Consider the following 18,825-nt stretch of genomic DNA (forward strand, 5'->3'; position numbering starts at 1 on the left):
GCACGCCGGATTACCGACCCGACGGGCATGGTCAGCTGCCCCTCGAACGCGCGCCTGCCAGCGGATTCTCGCGATCGAAGCGATCACCACTGGGGGTTCACGGCCGAAGTGCGGGCACAACTCCCCCGCAGGCAACCTGGCCAGTGTAGCGAAGGCGCAGGTGGTCCCCAAATCGCAGGCCTGGGGGCGCGGGCGATCGCCCCCCACGGCCCGGCGGGATGACGCGGGAACGCCGGAGACATTAGCCTCGATCGCACAGCCAGATCGCCATACCGTCGGGAAGAGGTTGCCTGTGACATCTCGAGGCCGGGCCCGCCTGGATCGTCGTTCGTTTCTGATCGCGCTGGGGGCGGTGCCGGTGGCGACCGCGCTGGTGGCGTGTTCGAAGCAGTCGGCGCCGGTGCAGTTGCACGGGGCCGATCTGTCGGGGGTGGATCCGGCGGTGCGGCCGCAGGACGATCTGTACCGGCACGTCAACGGGAAGTGGCTGCGGGAGTATCAGCTGCCGCCGGACAAGAACAGCTTCGGCACGTTCGACGAGGTGTCCGATCGGGTCGAGGGGCAGCTGCGCGAGATCGTCGAGGCCATCAAGGACCCGAAGAACGGCACGCCCGAGCAGCAGATCCGCGACCTGTACGACGCGCGGATGGATCTGGACACGATCGAGAAGCTCGGCATGTCGCCGTTGCAGGACCTGTTCGACAAGGTGGACAAGGCCCCGACGAAGGCGGACCTCGCGAAGGTGATGGGCGAGCTGCCGATCGCCGGGCTGATCGGGCTGAACGTCTCGGTCGATCAGAAGGACTCCAACGCCTACATCCCGTACGTGAGCCAGTCCGGCATCGGCCTCGGCGAGCAGTACTACCGCAAGCCCGAGCAGGCCGACAAGCTCGCCGCCTACCGCACCTATCTCGAACGCATCGCCACCGGCGCGGGCTTCCCCGATCCGGCGGGGATGGCGCAACGGGTGTTCGATCTGGAGAAGCGGATCGCCGCGGGCTTCTGGGACAACGTGCGCACCCGCGACAGCGACGCCACCTACAACCTCAAGTCCTGGAACGAATTGGTCGCTCTCGCACCGACTTTCGAATGGGACGCCTGGCTGGCGGGCACGACCGACCGGCCCAAGAACCTGTTCGACAAGATCGTCGTCGGCGAGCCGTCGTTCGTCACCGCGGCGGGCAAGCTGTGGACCGAGACCGATATCGCCGTGCTGCGTGAGTATCTGAAGCTCTATCTCGTGCGCGAGTTCGCCCGCTTCCTGAAGAAGGACATCTCCGACGCCAATTTCGACTTCTTCGGCAAGGTGATGAACGGGACGCAGCAGCGCCCCGAACTGTGGAAGTCGGCGATCGGCACGGTCAACCAGTACGCCGGGGAGCAGCTCGGAAAGGCTTATGTCGCAAAGCATTTCCCACCCGACGCGAAGGATCGCGCGAAGGAGATGGTCAACGACATCATCGCCGCCTACCGCGACAACTTCCGCAATTCGAGCTGGATGTCCCCGCAGACCCGGGACGCGGCCATCGCCAAACTGGACAAGATCACCGTCAAGATCGGCTATCCCGACAAGTGGGTGGACTATTCGACGCTGAAGGTGACCCGCGGGAAATTGATCGAATCCCTGCGCGCCATCAACACTTTCGAATCCAAGCGCAGCATGGATCACCTCGGCACGCCGGTCGACAAGCTGGAGTGGGGCATGGCCCCGCAGGAGGTCAACGCCTACTACTCCGCCGCCTCCAATTCGATCAACTTCCCCGCCGCGATCCTGCAGGCCCCCTTCTTCGACAAGGACGCCGAACCCGCGGTGAACTACGGCGCGATCGGCGCCACCATCGGCCACGAGATCGGCCACGGCTTCGACGATCAGGGCTCGAAGTACGACGGCGACGGCAATCGGCGCGACTGGTGGACCCCGGCGGACCGCGCGGCCTTCGACACCCGTACCAAACAGCTCATCGACCAGTACGACGCGCTGGTCCCCGAGGGCATCGACCAGCACGTCAACGGTGAACTCACCGTCGGCGAGAACCTCGCCGACCTGCGCGGCCTGATGATCTCCCTCGCCGCCTACCGCCTCGCCGAGAAGCGCGAGGGCCGCGACACCCCCGACTACACCGACATGTTCCACTCCTGGGCCCGCAACTGGCGCACCAAGTCCACCGCCGAGTACACCGAGTGGCTGGTCACCAACGACGTCCACTCCCCCAGCGAGTTCCGCTGCAACCAGGTCGTCCGCAACCTCCCGGAGTTCTACGCCACCTTCGACGTCAAGGAGACCGACAAACTCTTCCTGCCCCAGGACCAGCGCGTCAGTTTGTGACCCGACGGTTCAGCGCGCCAATTCCGACAACACGACCTCCCCGACCACCACATGCTCCAGCCGCAGCACCCCGCCGCGGTGGAACTGGTGGAGCCGGTATTCACCCGCGTGCGCGTCGAGGCGGAATTCCAGAACGTCCTCGATCTCGTACTTGTCGTTCAGGACGATAACGAGATAGAGCGGGATTCCCACGCGGGCGTACTGGGCCTTCTTGTCGAGGAGGTCCTCGGCGGCGGTGGACGGGGACGACACCTCGACGACGATCAGGGTGTCGCCCGCTTCGGGCTTGGCGCCGGGCTCGTCCAGGCAGCGGTAGACCACCACGTCCGGGCGGCGGAAGGTGAATTTCGGGACCCGCCAGAGGACCACGTCGATATCGGTCTCGGCCCGGACGCACGGTTCGGTGCTGGGGAGCCGCTCGAGCTCGTTGGCGAGTCGCCGAGCGATCCGATTGTGCTCGGGGCTCGGCGATTCGCACACGATGACATGACCGTGGACGATCTCGATCTCGCGGGCGATGTCCTCGGGCAGCCGACGGTACTGCTCCTCGGTCATCTGGTGCGGGAGCGAATCCACCGCCTGGATGGTCATGTCGGAAAGCTTACCCAGCCGCAGGTCCGGACCCGCTCAATGCGTGATCAACCGCCAATCCTCCGGCAGGTTCGACGCGACCACCCGCTGACCGTCCACCGCCAGATCGATCATCGATCCCCCCAGCCGCAGATCCGTGAGTTCCACTCGGCCCCACCGCGACGGCAGGTGGGGGAGCACGGTCAGGGAGCGGCGGGGGACGTCGGGGTCCAGGCCGAGGAACGAGCGGACCAGGAGTAGGGGGGCGGCGCTGGCCCAGGCCTGGGGGGAGCAGGAGGTGGGGTACGGGACGGGTGCGGAGAACCTGGATCTCGGGAAACCGCAGAACAATTCGGGCAGGCGGCCGCCGAAGGCCGCGGCGGCGTCGAGGAGGCCGTCGGCCAAGCGGGTGGCCAGGTCGACCGCGCCGGGGATGTGGCGGTAGCGCAGCAGGCCCGCGACCGCGATGGCGGTGTCGTGCGGCCACACCGAACCATTGTGGTAGCTCATGGGATTGAACGCGCCCATGCCGGAAGCCAGTGTGCGCAAACCGAATCCGGAGTCCATCTCGGCGGTGGACATGCGCTCGACCAGCTGCGCGGCGTGTTCGTCGGGCACGATGCCCGACCACAGGCAGTGCCCCACATTGCTGGTGAGCGCGTCCACGCGGCGTTTCCCGCGATCGAGAGCTACGGCGTACCAACCCTTTTCGGGCATCCAGAACGCCTCGACGAATTTGGTGCGCAACGCCGAGGCGCGGTCGCGCAGGCGGGCGGCGACGATGACCTCACCGAACTCGTCGGCCAGTTCCGCGCGCGCCAGCAGGGCGGCGTACTGGTAGCCCTGCACCTCGCACAGCGCGATCGGCGACTCCGCGATGTGCCCGGCGATATCGTTGATGCCGTCGAAGCTGTCCTTCCAGCCCTGGTTGATCAGGCCGCGGTCGGTGGCGCGCTGGTATTCGATGAAGCCGTCGCCGTCGCGGTCGCCGAAGTGCGACATCCAGTCCAGCGCCGCGTCGGCGGCCGGGAGCAGGGCCGCGACCGCGTCCGAGGGCGCGCCCCAGCGCCTGGTTTCGGCCAGCAGCATGACGAAAAGCGGTGAGGCGTCGACGGTTCCGTAGTACGTCTCCCCGCCGAGCGCGAGACCGCTGGCCGGTCCGCGCCGGATCTCGTGCATGATGCGGCCGGGCTCCTCCTCGGTCAGCGGATCCACCCGCTGCCCTTGGGTTTCCGCGAGTTGCTGCATCGTTCCCAGTGCCAGGCTCACGTCCAGCGGCAGGGCCATCCAGGCGGTGAGCAGGCTGTCGCGGCCGAACAGCGTCATGAACCAGGGGGCTCCGGCGGCGACGAAGGTGCGGCCCTCGCGTTCGGAGTCGTGGATCCGCAACGCGCCCAGATCGCTCTCGGTGCGTTGCAGGACGGCGGTCAGCAGCGGATCGCCGCTGGTGAGCTTGGTGGCGGTGTCGCGCCACGCCTCGATCTTGCGGCTCGGTTCGCTCACCTCGAAGTGTTCGCCGGGCGGCAGCGTGGGCTGCACGCGTTGATTGGCCATCGTCGGCTGCGCGAGGACCTCGGTCTGCCAGCTGCCCCCGGCCGGCACCACCACCCGCCACGCCAGCGAACCCGGCATGATCAGGGGCGCCTCCGACGACGAGACGGCCAGGCCGCGGGCCCGGTCGGAACGGTCGTTGAGCAGCAGTTCGCTGTCGGTGACCAGCACCTCGGCGCGGCCGTTGCCCGCCCGGCCCTCCTTGACCGCGAACAGGTCGACGAAGTCCGCGTCGGCGAGCAGTTCCAGCGAGACGGCCGTGGGTTCGCGGCCGAGGTTCTCCAGCGTGATCTTCTCCCGCAGTCCGTCGGCGACCAGGCGTTCGCGCACCACCAGCAGCGTGCTGTCGGCCGCGCCCGCGCGCGGCGGCCGCCGCAGGATGAAACGCGCGGTGAAGGCCTCGGGGCTCAGCACCGACAACGGCTCGGGCCGCTGCCCGTCCACCCGTAGTTCCCAGCGCGAGACCACGCGGGCGTCGCGATAGAACAGCCCGTGCGCTGTTTGCGGTTCGACGTCTCCCATGCGGTTCGACAGGCAGAAGGTGCTCCCCTCCACCAGAGTGACCGCGCCACCGGGACCGCCCACGGTCGACGGCTCAGCGGCGTTGAACGCGGCGGGCGCTCCGTTCACGCAGTGTCTCCTCTCCTAGGGGGACAACGGTTTTCGGCTTCGCACAACAGAATTTCGCCCCATCGGTACGGTTCGTCGTGATCCACGCTCGCAAAGGTGAACCGGCCCGGCAACAAAGCGTAGCGCGTTGTTTGCGGTTTGAAGGGCCGTTCCCCACCCCGAACCGGCCTTTCGGTGGTCGATTCCGGCGAGCCGACCCATCCGAAGGGCCTCCGACGTCGAACAACACGTGTGGGGGGCAACCCTGGGACGATGGCCGTCGCGGCCGCGGGGAGCCTATGCTTGCCGCAATGGATCAGTCGCGCCGATCGAAGGAACGGGGAGAGGTCGTGAGCACCGCACTCGACAATGATTCTCTGTTCGGCATCGGCCCGTACACGCCGGAAGACCTCCACAACGGCCCCGAGGAGGGGAAGGGCTTCGAGTTGTGGAACGGATGGCTGATCGAGAAGATGTCACCCTCGCTGCGGCACAACCGGATCGGCCGGGGCCTGCGCCGCCTCTTCATCGACGCCGCGAAACGCGCGAACGCCGACGTTCTGGTCGACGGCGGGGAATACGAGTTCGCCTTCCCCACAGGGATTCGGAAACCGGACGTCTTCGTGCTGCATGCCGGGGCCGAGGAGGCCGGGCTCGCCGACGACGAGGTCTATCTGGACCCCGCCGACCTGCTTCTCGTCGCAGAGGTCGTCTCCCGCCGCAGCGGCAGTGAGATCCACGACCGCCGGATCAAGCGGATCGAGTACGCGCAGGCCGGGATACCGCACTACTGGATCGTCGACTTCCGTCCGGCACCGCGCATCGAGGTGCTCGAACTCCAACGCGGAGAATACGTTTCGACGCGGATGATCACCGGCGACGAGCTGCTGGTGGTGGGCGATCCGTTCGAGATCAGCGTCACGCCCAGCACGCTCTACGCCTTGGGGCGCCACGAGTCCTGAGGCATCAGCCCTGAGCCGCCCTGCGGTAGCCGCGGATCGCCAGGGTGCCGAACGCCACGGCCAAGGCCGCCGACCAGGCCAGGGTTTGCAGGAACGGCAGTAATACCGGGCCGCCGAGGGTGAAGTTGCGCATGGTTTCGATGGCGCAGCTCATGGGTTGGGCGCGGACTATCGGCTGGAGCCAGCCGGGGTAGTTGTCGACGGGGACGAAGCCGGAGTTGAAGAACATGCCGAGCAGGGTTACGGCGGCGAAGAGTTGGACTACCTTGGCGCCGGCCTTGCCGACGCCGACGGTGATGACCATGGTGGCGAAGCCGGGAATCAGGACGACGGGGACGAGCAGGGCGCCGAGCAGGCCGAGCCAGCCCGCGTGGAAGCGCAGGCCCAGGGCGACGCCGAGGACGACGACCAGGGCGGTGGCGACGAGGGTGCGGCCGCATTCGGCGATCAGGCGGCCGATGAGGCCCGCGCCGCGGTGCACCGGCAGCACCCAGAAGCGCCGCAGCAGACCGCTTTCCACCTCCGCGTGCAGCGACAGGCCGGTGCCCATCGCGCCGTACATCGCGCCCGTGACCGCGATCATGGGGACGAAACCGTAGATGGCGTCGGTCCCCGACGACGCGGTCAGCGCCCGGTTCAACACCAGCTGATACATCAACAGCAGCAGCACCGGCAGCACCAGCGTGGAGGTGATGACCTCCTGTTCGCGCGGCCAGCGCCGCATCAACCGCCCGGCCTCGACCAGGCTCTGATCCACCAGGGTCCTCACGAGCGCCGCCTTTCCACCAGTACCGACACCGCGGTGAACGCCACGATCATCCCGGCGATCCAGGCCAGCGAAATGCCCAGCGCCGCGGTGAATTTCCCGTCCGCCAGCTCCCGCAGCGCCGCCGCGGTCCGGGAGACGGGCTGATTGCGCACGAACGGCTGAATCCACCCCGGAAACGCCTGCGCCGGAACGAATCCCGTCGACATCATGATCAGCAACAGCTGCGGGGCCAGCAGCGCCGACGCCCCGACCTCCGGCTTACCGGTCGCCACCCCGAGCGCGTCGGCCCCGATCACCAGCGCCACCCCGAAGGCCAGCGCCAATCCGACGAACGCGAACGCCCCGGCCACGTCGTGGAAACGGAACCCGAACGCGCCGCCGATCGCCAGCGCCCCGGCGACCGCCGCGACGGCCCGCACCAGATTCGCCGACATCCGCGCCGCCAGCGGCAGCCACGCCCGCACCGGCATGGACCGCAGCCGGGTTCCCATTCCGCTGAACGTGTCGCGCGCGGCCCGGTCCCCCGCCGACATGGCGGTGAAGAACATGCCCTGCACCACGATCACCGGGAGCAGATATTGCGCGTACCGGCCGCCACCCAGTTCCATCGAATGTCGCAGCGGCACGAAGAAACACACGAAGAAGATCATCGGCGCGACGAACCCGAACGGCAGATCCCCCTCCCGCACCGCCGCGCGAATCGTGCGCCCGCTCAACGCCCGCCATTGCAGCCCGGCCGGAACCCGGTGCTCGGCAAGGGTTTCCGTGCTCATGCCCCCACCGCCGGACGGGTCAACTCGATGAACACCTCGTCGAGCGAGGGGCGGCGCAGCGCGATATCGATCAGCTCCACCTCGGCCTCGGTGACCCGGCGCAGCACCTCGGCCAGGGTGGCCGCGCCGTCGGGCGCGGGCAGCGACACGCGGTCGGCGGATGCGGCCACGGTCGGCTCGCCGAGCTCCGCGAGCACGGACACGATCTTGGCGACATCGCCCGCGTCGACCGGAACCACCTCGCAGTAGCTCGCCCCCGACCGCGCCTTGAGCTGGTCGGCGGTGCCCTCGGCGATGACGGTGCCCCGGTCGACCACGATGATGTTGTCGCTGAGCGCGTCGGCCTCCTCGAGGTACTGGGTGGTGAGCAGGATCGTCACCCCCTGCCGTTTGAGGTCGCGGATCAGCGCCCACAACCGCTGGCGGCTGACCGGGTCGAGGCCGGTCGTCGGTTCGTCGAGGAACACCACCTTCGGCAGGCGCACCAGCCCGCAGGCGATATCGATGCGGCGGCGCATACCGCCGGAGTACTGGCCGACCCGGCGGTCGGCGGCGTCGGTGAGTTCGAACTGGTCGAGCAGTTCGGCCGCGCGCCGCTTGGCCTGTTTCGGCCGCAAACCCATGAGCCGCCCGAACAGGACGAGGTTCTCCCGCCCGGTCAGCACCTCGTCGAGCGCGGCGTACTGGCCGGTGAGCATGATCGACGCCCGCACCCGATCCGCTTGGGCGACAACGTCGTAACCCGCGACGGTGGCGCGTCCGGCGTCGGGCCGGATGAGCGTGGACAGCACCGACACGGTCGTGGTCTTCCCGGCGCCGTTGGGCCCGAGCACGCCGAGCACGCTGCCCGCCGGGACGGTGAAGCTGATCCCGCGCAACGCCTGGACCTGTCCGAACGATTTCTCGACCGATTCGACGACGATCGCCGAATCCGTGGCTTGCGACACCTGATCCTCCGTCCTCACTGTGCGTACCGCGCGTCGGTCAGCGCGGCGACGGCGCGCTGCCAGATTTCGATGAGCCGCTCGATATCGGCGGGGTCGAACAGCTCGGCGCTCCACCGCCACAGCGTGACCACCCGCGGCCCGTCCGGTCCCGGCTGCACGCCCGCGATGACGTCGAGCGCGTAGCGCAGCGGGAGATCCGGTTCGGGGGCGATCGGAAGGTGCTGGTGCAGTGCGAGATCCGAGATCGGCGACCAGGGGCCGTCGGGGTCGGCGCCCAGGTCGAGGCGGCCGAGGTAGTCGAACATGACCTGCGGTTCGGCCACCGGTTCGACTACGCCCCCGTAGCGCAGCAGACCGTAGTCGAAGCCCTTGTTCGGCACCGCCTCCGTCTGCGCCGCAACGGTTTTCAGCAGTTGCCGGGCGGCGTCCGGATCGGTCTCCAGGGTGGCGACGTCCGGTTCCAGCCCGGCGGCGAGCCGCAGCGGGTAAACGGTGGTGAACCAGCCGACGGTGCGGGCGGTGTCGGTGCCGAGGAGGTGATCCTCGCGGCCGTGGCCCTCGAGCGCGACGAGCGTGCCCGCCGTGGTGTCGCGACCGTGACCGGACTGCCAGGTCGACAGCGTCGCGCAGAGGGCGGCCAGCAGCAGTTCGGGCAGGCCGGTGTGGGCCAGCAGGTCACGCGTGAGCTCGCCGGGCACGATCACCGGGGTGATGCGATAGGAGGCCCAGGTGTCGCGGCGGGGGTCGGGCGCGCGGTGCCCGATCGGCGGATCCGGCCGCGCGACCTGTTCCGCCCAGAACGCTTGCTGCGCAATGACTTCGGGCTGTCGTGCGCGCGCGGTGAGCCGTTCGGCCCAGTGCCGGTAGGTGGTGGGCTCGGGTGGCACGGCGAGGGGCGGCCCGCCGGAGGTCGACCGGTTCCACGCCTGTGCGAGATCGCCGATGATGATCTGCCACGACACCGGATCCACCGCCAGGTGATGCACCGACAACAACAGCACATCCCCGGACTCGCGCACGAACCGCACCGCCCGAATCATGCTGCCCGCGTGGGGATCCAGCGCGTCGATGGCGGCACGCGACGCCGCCGCCAGCACCGGACCCAACTCGCCCTCGACCCGTACCTCGGCGAGGATGTCCCCGGCGTGCACACAGCCCGGCGCACGCGTGACGAGCCGCGACCCGTTCGCCGTATCGCGCAGCTCCGCCCGCAGCATGTCGTGCCCGTCGACGACCGCTTGCAGCACCGATTCCAATGCGCCCCGGTCGATTCCGGCGGGTAGCGCGACGAGGGTGGACAGCGCCAGCCGCCGGAAGCCGCCGAATTCGTAGAGCCACGACATGATCGGGGTGACCGGCACCTCGCCGTAGTCGGCGGGCCGGGACGAAACAGTCTGCGCCGCACGGGCGTCCACCGCGGCGACAAGATCCCGCACGGTCGGCGTCGCCAGCACCATGGCGGGGCTGATCGACAATCCGGCGTGGCGCGCCTTGTTGACCAGCGCGATGGCCACGATGCTGTCGATACCCAGATCGAGGAAGTCGTCATCGATGCCGAGCGTCCGCCCCAGCGCCGCCGAGAACGCCTCGCACAGCGCGCGTTCGGTGGCGGTGCGCGGCGCGGTGCCCCCGCCGCCCGCACTCAACTGCCGCGTCCCGATACCGACCAGCTCCCGGACGTCCAGTTTCCCGTTCGGCGTCAACGGCAGCGCCGACATCAGCACCAGCCGCGCGGGCACCATATACCCCGGCAACCGCTCGGCCAGCGCACCGCGCAGCGCCCACCCGTCGGCACCGGACTCGGCGACCACGAATCCCACCAGCGCGGGCCCGCTCTCGCGCGGTACGACCACCACCGCGGCCTCACGCACTCCGGGCAGCCGCAGCAGCGCGGATTCGATATCCCCCAGCTCGATCCGGTAGCCGCGGATCTTGACCTGATCGTCCGCGCGCCCGAGATACGCCAGCTCCCCGGTCCGCACCCGCCGCACCAGATCCCCGGTGCGATACATGCGCTCCCCCGGCCGGAACGGATCGGCGACGAACCGGTCCGCGGTCAGCGCGGGTTTACCCACATACCCGCGGGTGACCTGCTCCCCGGACAGGTACAGCTCACCCACCACCCCGTGCGGCACCGGCCGCAGCAGACCGTCGAGCACATACCCCGACATCCGGTCGGTGGGCCGCCCGATCACCGGCGTCGGCGACGAATCACTCTGTCCCGCACCGGTGTTCACGGTCGCGACCACGGCCTCGACGGTGGTCTCGGTGGGTCCGTAGCAGTTGAACACCGCGGTGTCCGGCAGCGACCGCAGCCGCTCCCACACGGCCGGGCCGATCGCCTCGCCGCCCAGGGCGAGCACGGTCAGATGGTCGCCGTCGACGAGTCCGGCGGCCGAGAGCTGGGTGAACATCGACGGCGAGGTGTCGATCATGTCGACGCGGTGCCGCCCGATCCCGTCCACGATGCCCTGCGCGTCGCGCATCTCGGACTCGTCGAACAGATGCAGCGCATGGCCGTCGAGCAGTCCGACCAGCGGCTGCCAGGACGCGTCGAAGCTCAGCGACCAGGCGTGCGCGATGCGCAGTTTGCGCCCGAGCCGCCGCTCGGCGGGCCGGTAGACGCGGTCGCGGTGATCGGTGAAATAGCTGAGCAGCGCGGCGTGGGTGCCGATGACACCCTTGGGTTCGCCCGTCGACCCGGAGGTGAAGATGAGGTACGCCCGAGCGAGCGGCGACACCGGCCGCGCCTGGGCCTCGGGCCGCTCCGCGATGCGGCGTTCGGTCTCCGGATCGTCGAGTACCAGCGCACCGGGAAACAGCGCGGCGTGTTCCCGATCGGTGACGACCAGCAAGGGATCCGCCTGCCGCACAATCGATTCGATGCGTGCGGCCGGTGCGGCGAGGTCGACGGGCACGTACGCGCCGCCCGCCCGCAGCACCGCCAGAATGGTCACGATGGACCGCGCCGATCGCGGAAGGGCAAGGGCCACCGTCGTTTCCGGACCCACACCGCGGTCGATCAGTTCGGCCGCGAGCCTGCCGGACGCCGCGCCCAGCTCCCGGTAGGTGTATCGCTCGGCGGCCGTCGACAGCGCGACCGCGTCGGGCCGCTCCGCGACCTGCCGCAGGAACAGCTCCGCCACACCGGCCGCGCGCACCGGCGCATGGTCCTTGGCGCGCAACGCTTCTCGCTCGCCGGGCAGCAGCACCTCGAGCGCGGCCGGGGAGTGTGCACCGTGGTCGGGCAGCTGCCGCAGCACCGCGAGCACGCGTTCGCCGATCTCGGGCACGCCGAGGTGCGGCAGCGCGTGTTCGACGGCCTCCAGCATGACCACCAGCACCCCGTCGTGCAGATGCGACACCACCGACAGCGGATAGTGCACCAGGCTTTCCATGGCGACGGGCAGGAACCGCGTCCCGTCGGCGGCCACGACCGGATCGGTGGCCGCCCCGATCGGCGCGTTCTCGAATACGAACAGCACGTCGAACAGCGCGCCCCGCCCGACCGCGCGCTGAATCGTGGACAGGCTCAGATATCCGGCGTCGCGCATGGCGGCCTGCTCGCGCTGCGCGCGACGGCACTGCTCGACCACCGATTCGGCGGGGTCGAGCACCAGCCGGGCGGGCACGGTATTGATGAACAGCCCGATCATGGATTCGACGCCGGGCAGCGAATCCGGGCGACCCGAGATCGTCGTCCCGAAGACCACGTCCGGACGGCCCGACAGGCGCGAAAGCACCACAGCCCAAGCGAATTGGACGACGGTGCTCATGGTGAGGCCGTGGCCGCGTGCCCAGCGCACGAGCCGATCGGTGTCGGCGGCGGACAAACTCGTTCGGGTGCGGCGCGGAATCGCCCCGCCCACTTCGGCATTCGCGTCGGCCAGCAGGAGCGGACCCGACACCGGTCGCAGGTAGTCCCGCCAGGCGCGTTCGGCCGCGGCGGTGTCGCGGGCGGCGAGCCAGGCGATGTAGTCGCGGTACGGACGGGGTGCGGGAAGGGCACCGGCGCTGCCCCCGGCCTCGTAGACGGCGATCAGTTCCCGGAAGAACACCGCGACCGCCCAGCCGTCCATCAGGATGTGATGCGCGGTGAGGATCATGCGGCGGCGGCCGTCGGGCAGCGTGACCAGGGTGACGCGCAGGGCGGGGCCCTGACCCAGATCGAAGTTGCGCCGCCGGTCCGCCTCGGCGAGGGCGTCGAAATCGTCGGGGCGCGTGTCGATCTCGGTCCAGGGCAGATCCGCGACGGTGGGAATGATCTGCACCGGTTTGGGCAGATCGCGATCCCAGAACGACGCCCGCAGATTCGGATGCCGACGCAGGATCGCCTCGGCGCTGCGGCGCAGCCGCGCGGTGTCGACCGGGCCGCCGATATCGATGACGAACTGCATGGAGTACAGGTCCACCCCGTCGGCGGCCAACCGGGCCAGCGAGAACAGACCCTCCTGGAGGGGACTGAGGGCGAGCACGTCCTCGATCTCGGGCGCGGTCATCGCGACGCCTTCCAGGCCGCGCCCAGCGCCGCGAGCGCGTCATCATCGAGACCCGAAAGATTCTCCACCGCAACGGGTTCCGGTTCTCCCGCCGTCGCGGCCGCGTCGACCGCCGCGGCGAGTTCGGCGATAGTCAGATGCTCGAACACCAGCTGCGGCGACAAGGGCAGCCCCAGTTCGGCCGCGCGCGCCGACCATTGGATGGAGATGACGCTGTCCCCGCCCAGGGCGAAGAAGTTGTCCGCCGCGGTGACGCCCTCGATCTCGAGCAGCTCCTCGAGCAGGGCGATGAGCCGCTGTTCGGTATCGCCGCCCGCCGCCGTGGATTCGCGACGCGGCGCGGGAGCGGATTCGTCACCGGGGAACGACAGCCTCCCGTCGGCGGTCCAGCGGGCCCGGTCGCCGGTGCGATGGAGGTCCCGCCCGGTCGCCAGCCCGGCGCCGCCGATATGGATGTCGCCGAAGACGCCCGGCGGCACCGGATTTCCGTGCTCGTCGAGGATCAGGATGCGCGCCCCGGGCACCGGACGGGCCCGGGCGGTGAGATCGAGGGGACCGCGCGCGACCGGGCCCGCGTAGCCGGGGGTGTGATAGGCGAAGGTGGCCAGCGAGTCCGGGGCCAGGGCGGGCAGCAGATCCGGCAGCGACGCGGGCCAGCTCGTCGCGGGAACGTCCCAGCGCAGCACCGACGGGAGCATGGACACCCCGGTCTGCACAACGCGGGCCAGCGTCGCCGGATCGGCCACGACATGGGTGACGGCGTGGGCGCGGATCAGCTCGACCAGGGCCGTCGGATCCTCCCGCTCGGCCTCGGCGGCCACGACGAGGGTCGCGCCGTCGGCCAAGGCGGCAAGCAGTTCGACGGTCAGCTCCGGGACGCCCCACGGGGCGGCGATGAGCCGGACGTCGGGGGCCGGGCGGGTGGTGCGCCGTTCGCCCGCCACTGCCCGGCGATCCGCGACCGCCGCCACCAGCGCCGCCTCGTCGAAACGCACGTCTTCACCTGTCCAGCAGAGCTTCTCACCGGCCGAGCAGGCGCGCTCGAATCCCCGCACGATCGCCTTCAGGCCCGCCGCGCCGGGCTCCGTCGAGGCCGGGTCCACACCGTCGAACACCTCGCCGTAGGTGAGCGAGTCGCCGCCGTGCCGGATGGCGATCCGTTCGGGCGGCACCTCGGCGCCCCGCCGCAGCAGCCGCGCCATCGGCAGCACATCGGCGGGTTCGACACCGGTGGCCCATTCGCCGGTGAGCCGGGCCCGCTCCGCCGGGCTCAGCACGTCCAGTTCGGTCAGCGGCGCGTCCGAGTCCTTGGCGAACGCCTCCAGCACGCGAATCATGCGGCGCGCGAACGTCTCCGCGGAGGCGGCGTCGTAGAGGTCGGCGTTGACGATGACGCTGGCGGCCAGCCCCGCATCGCCCTCGGCGAAGAAGTTGATCGACAGGTCCAGCAGCGACACGTCGAAATCCAGCGGCAGCACCCGCACCGACGCGTCGCCCCAGCGGATATCGCTCGCGGTCCAATCCTCCTCGCGGAAGTGGGTCATCGCCTGGAACACCGGGTTCCGGGACCTCGTGCGCGGCGGGTTCAGCGCCTCCACCACGCGTTCGATGGGCACGTGCTGATGGTTGTAGGCGTCCAGCGCGACCGCGCGCACCCGTTCCAGCACCGTGCGCACCGTCGGATCGCCGGACAGATCGGTGCGCAGCACGACCATGTTCGCGAGCAGACCCACCAGCTCCGCGGCGGTCGGATCGGTCCGGTTGGCGACCGGTGTGCCGAGCGGAATGTCCACGCCCGCACCGAGTTTGTGCAGCAGCGTGACCACGGCGGCCTGATACAGCATGAACTCCGACGCCCCGGCCGCCTCGGCGACCGCCCGCAACCGGGCGCGCAGCGCGGCGGGCACCCGGAACGGCGCGACATGCCCGTTCTTGCCGAGCACCGCCGGACGCGGCCGGTCCGGGGCCACGGTGATCTCCTCGGGCGCCCCGGCGAGGCGGGCCCGCCAGTACTCCAGCGACGCCGCGTCGGCGTCGAGCGAATCGCGTTGCCAGAGCGCGTAATCCGCGTAGTCGACGGGCAGCGGCTCCCAGTCCGGCCGCTCCCCCCGAAGGCGCGCGGCGTACGCCCGGCCCAGATCGCCGAGGAGGGTGCGGAACGACCAGTGATCGGCCACCAGATGGTGCACGAGCAGCGACAGCACGTGGGAGCTGTTGTCCAGCACCAGGATTCGTGCCCGGACGAGGAGTTCGGACTCCACGGCGAAGCAGTGCCGCGCCTCGGCGGCGAGCGTGTCGCGCAGGTCCGCCGCCGCGATCGCGGTGACCGGCACCTCGAACGGCCCGGCGGGTCGGATCGATTGATACGGCAGCCCGTCGTGCTCGGGGAACACCGTGCGCAACGCCTCGTGGCGGCCCACCACATCCCCGAGCGCGGCGCTCAGCGCGGGCACGTCCAGGGCTCCGTCGATCCGCACCGCGAAGGGGATGTTGCCGACCGGCGAGGGCCCCTCCATCTTGCGCAGGAACCACAGGGCCAGCTGCGCGTGCGTCAACGGAATACGTTGCGGCCGTTCGCGTCTGGTGAGCGCGGGCGGGGTCGCGGCGGCGGTGGCCGGGGCCGCCTCGATGAGCGCGGCCAGTCCCGCGACGGTCGGGGTGTCGAACGGCGCGCGCACATCCAGCCGTACCCCGAACTCGGCGGCGATGAGCACGATGAGCCGGGTCGCCAGCAGCGAGTGACCGCCCAGTTCGAAGAACGAGTCGTCCGCGCCGATCCGGTCGCGGCCGAAGAGTTCGCCGAACAGCCGCGCGAGCCGGATCTCCGTGGCGGTGGCCGGTTCCCGGTACCGGTGGGCGACCGTGCGCTCCGGTTCCGGCAGGGCCCGGCGGTCGAGCTTGCCGTGCACGGTGAGCGGGATCTCGTCGATGACGGCGAACGCCGACGGCACCATGTACTCGGGCAGTGTCGCAGCGGCGTGCGCGCGCACCCGCTCGAGGTCCACGCCCCGCCCGGCCTCGGGCACGACGTACGCGGCCAGCATCGCGCCCACCGCGTCGTCGCGCACCGCGACCACCACGCAGTGCCCCACACCGGGGTACGCGGCTATCGCGGCCTCGACCTCGCCCGGTTCGATGCGGTAGCCCCGCACCTTGACCTGTTCGTCGGCGCGCCCGACGAATTCGATCTCCCCGGCCGCGTTGCGCCGCGCGAGGTCACCGGTCCGATACAGGCGGGCACCGATGTCGTCGGGTCCCGCGAAGGGGTCGGCGACGAACCGTTCCGCGGTCGGACCCGGCCGTCCGAGATACCCGCGCGCGAGTTGCGCGCCGCCCAGGTAGATCTCGCCGACCACACCGTCGGGCACCGGTTGCAGCACCCGATCCAGCAGGTAGGCGGACACATTGCGGTTGGGCACGCCGATCGGCACGATCCGGGTGCCCTGCGGTCCGGTCACGGTCATGTGGGTCGCGCACACCACGGCCTCGGTGGGTCCGTAGTGGTTGCGCAACTCGGCGTCGAACACGCCCGCGAACTTGTCGGCGATCTCGCCGGGCAGCGCCTCGCCGCCGACCGGCACGTGCCGCAGCGCGCGCCACTGATCGACCTCCGGCAGCAGCAGGAACGTGCTCAGCATGGACGGCACCATGTGCAGCACGGTCACCCCGCACCGGGTGATCACGTCGGCGACGTACGGAATGTCGCGGAACGCATCGGGTTTGGGCACGACCAGCCGCGCGCCCACGGTGAAGGTGACGAAGATGTCCAGCAGCGACGCGTCGAAACTCACCGACGACGATTGCAGCAGCCGGTCCGCCGCGGTCATCCCCCACTGCGCCGCGAAACCCTCCAGATGTTCGGCGATCGCGTGGTGCGCCACCGGCACACCCTTGGGCGTGCCCGTGGAACCGGAGGTGTAGATGACATAGGCCAGATTCCCCGGCCGCAGCGGGCGCGACCGGTCCGCGTCGGTGGGGGCGTGCGCGGGCAGCGCGGCGGCGGACTCCTCGGCCGCGGCCAGTTCGGCGCGCCCGAGCACCAGCCGCGGTTGCGCGTCGGCGATCAGGTGGTCGATGCGGTCGGCCGGGTAGGCGGGGTCGATCGGCAGATACGCGCCGCCGGACTTGAGCACCGCCAGCACCGCCACCACGAACTCCACGGAGTTCGACAGCCGCAGCCCGACGATGTCCTCGGCGCCGACGCCCGCGCGGATCAGCCGGTGCGCCAACCGATTCGCGCGTTCGTCGAGCGCGCGGTAGGTCAGCTCCAGATCGGTGTCGGGTGCCACGACCGCGACGGCGTCCGGATGCGCGGCGACCCGCCCCTCGAACAGCGCGACCATGGTCGTCGGGGTGGACGGCACCCGCTCCCCGTGCGACAGCGCGAGTACCCGGGCGCGGCCCTGCGCGCCGAGCATATCGATGTCGCCGAGGCGGCGATCCGGTCGTGCCAGCGCGCTGTCCAGCAGTCGCACATAGTGGTCGGCGAGCTGTTCGACCAGGTCGGCGTCGAGCGCGCCGGTGCGGTATTCGATATCCAGATGCGCCCCGGCGGTTTCCAGGGCGACGGTCAGTCCCAGCGGCACCTGCGCGACCGGGCTGCGCAGCGCCAGCGGTGTCGATTCGACGCCGGGCAGCGCGAACCCGTCGGCGGATTTGCGAACACCGAAGCCGAGCCGGACCAGCTGTTCGAGGCCGTCGCGGCCGTCGTGCCGGGCCGGATTCGCCGCCCGCACCACGCGATCGACGCCGACGCCGTCGTGGGCGAACGCGCCCAGCGCGGTCTCCCGCACGCGGTCTACCAGCGCGGCGAAGCTGTCGGCGGGCAGCGGGGTGGCGCGCACCAACAGGGTGTTGCCGAAGTAGCCGATGGCGTCGGCCGCGATCGCGGTGCGGCGCACGGTGATCGGCACCGACACCAGGAAGTCGGTGGCGCCGGTGTAGCGGTGGATCACCGCCTCCCAGGCGGCGAGCAGCACCATGAACGGGGTCGCCGACCGCTCGCGCGCGAATTCCTCGACCCGTTCCACCAGGTCGGCGGGCAGCGGGCGCAGATGGTGGTCGGCGGTCTTGTCGGCCGTCGCGGCCGTGCGGCCGGGCAGTTCCAGCGGTTCCGGCAGCGGCCGCAGCGTGTGCCGCCAGTAGTCGAGATCCTCCTCGGTGCCGGTGATGTCGTCCACGTCGGCGAATTGCGCACGCGCAGTGGGCAGTTCACCGTCGCCGTAGGCGGTGTTCAGGTCGCGGAAGAACACGCCCCACGAGTCGTCGTCCCAGCAGATGTGGTGTACGACCAGCACCAGCGCGTACTCGTCGGAACCGGTGCGCGCCAACAGGATTCGCAGCGGGGATTCCGTCGCGAGATCGAACGGGCGGCCGAACTCGCGGCGCGCCAGCACCTCCAACCGCAGCGCCCGGCTGGTGTCGGGCAGGTCGCGCAGGTCCTGGGTGTGCCAGCCCGGGGCGAGGTCGGCGTGCGCGAGTTGATACGGCTCGCCGTCCTCGCCCAGGCCGTAGGTGGTGCGCAGGATCTCGTGGCGGGCGACCACGGTTCCCACGGCGCGGCGCAGGCGTTCCGGATCCAGGGCCCCCGTCAGCCGGTAGGCGACGCAGATATTGAGCGCCGTGTCCTGCGGGTCGCGGGCTTGGAGGAACCACAGCCGCCGCTGCCCCGCCGACAGCGGCAGGCGCTCGCCGACGTGGCCGCGCGCCGGCGCGGGCGCGGAATCCGCTGCGGCGACGCCGCTTTCGGCCAGGCGCCGCCGTAACAGCTCGCGGCGTCGGTCGAGGACGGACTTGTCGGTCATCGTGGTCTCGCTCCC

9 protein-coding genes are annotated in these 18,825 nt (G+C 70.3%); 2 read left to right on the top strand and 7 right to left on the bottom strand.

Going from position 1 to position 18,825, the window contains the following annotated elements; translation table 11 throughout:
- The first annotated feature begins 292 nt into the window (after positions 1–292).
- Positions 293–2,326 (top strand): M13 family metallopeptidase, encoded by a 2,034-nt coding sequence (locus ACFYTQ_RS20315; protein WP_387362876.1) that lies wholly within the window; start codon positions 293–295, stop codon positions 2,324–2,326.
- Positions 2,327–2,335: 9 nt separating this feature from the next.
- Here the strand turns inward: ACFYTQ_RS20315 and ACFYTQ_RS20320 are convergent, their stop codons facing one another.
- Both ACFYTQ_RS20320 and ACFYTQ_RS20325 read right to left on the bottom strand, forming a co-directional pair.
- Entirely contained in the window at positions 2,336–2,917 is a 582-nt protein-coding gene (locus tag ACFYTQ_RS20320) for a Uma2 family endonuclease (protein ID WP_387362878.1), read from the bottom strand.
- Positions 2,918–2,953: 36 nt separating this feature from the next.
- Positions 2,954–5,077: a glycogen debranching N-terminal domain-containing protein gene (locus ACFYTQ_RS20325; protein WP_387362880.1), complete on the bottom strand. Its 2,124-nt coding sequence runs from the start codon at positions 5,075–5,077 to the stop codon at positions 2,954–2,956.
- A 329-nt stretch (positions 5,078–5,406) separates the two neighbouring features.
- On the opposite strand from ACFYTQ_RS20325, the gene ACFYTQ_RS20330 reads away from it, so the two are divergent.
- On the top strand, positions 5,407–6,018 hold the full coding sequence (locus tag ACFYTQ_RS20330; RefSeq protein ID WP_387362882.1) for a Uma2 family endonuclease: 612 nt from the start codon (positions 5,407–5,409) through the stop codon (positions 6,016–6,018).
- A 4-nt stretch (positions 6,019–6,022) separates the two neighbouring features.
- Here ACFYTQ_RS20330 and ACFYTQ_RS20335 read toward each other — a convergent pair whose 3' ends face one another.
- The 5 genes from ACFYTQ_RS20335 to ACFYTQ_RS20355 are packed head-to-tail and all read right to left on the bottom strand — an operon-like array spanning position 6,023 to position 18,810.
- Entirely contained in the window at positions 6,023–6,787 is a 765-nt protein-coding gene (locus tag ACFYTQ_RS20335) for an ABC transporter permease (protein WP_387362884.1), read from the bottom strand.
- A complete protein-coding gene (locus ACFYTQ_RS20340) occupies positions 6,784–7,560 on the bottom strand; it encodes an ABC transporter permease (RefSeq protein ID WP_387362886.1) in 777 nt (258 codons plus the stop codon). Before ACFYTQ_RS20340 ends, ACFYTQ_RS20335 begins: the two co-directional genes overlap by 4 nt.
- Positions 7,557–8,507, bottom strand: coding sequence for an ATP-binding cassette domain-containing protein (locus tag ACFYTQ_RS20345; RefSeq protein ID WP_387362888.1), 951 nt, complete (start codon positions 8,505–8,507; stop codon positions 7,557–7,559). The genes ACFYTQ_RS20340 and ACFYTQ_RS20345 overlap by 4 nt, the downstream gene beginning before the upstream one ends.
- A gap of 14 nt (positions 8,508–8,521) precedes the next feature.
- Positions 8,522–13,006 carry an amino acid adenylation domain-containing protein gene (locus ACFYTQ_RS20350; protein WP_387362890.1) on the bottom strand — a complete coding sequence of 1,495 codons (4,485 nt, stop codon included), beginning with the start codon at positions 13,004–13,006 and terminating at the stop codon, positions 8,522–8,524.
- Entirely contained in the window at positions 13,003–18,810 is a 5,808-nt protein-coding gene (locus ACFYTQ_RS20355; RefSeq protein WP_387362892.1) for an amino acid adenylation domain-containing protein, read from the bottom strand. Before ACFYTQ_RS20355 ends, ACFYTQ_RS20350 begins: the two co-directional genes overlap by 4 nt.
- Between the last annotated feature and the right edge of the window lie 15 nt (positions 18,811–18,825).

The organism is Nocardia sp. NPDC004068 (genome assembly GCF_042874315.1).
Taxonomy (GTDB): domain Bacteria; phylum Actinomycetota; class Actinomycetes; order Mycobacteriales; family Mycobacteriaceae; genus Nocardia.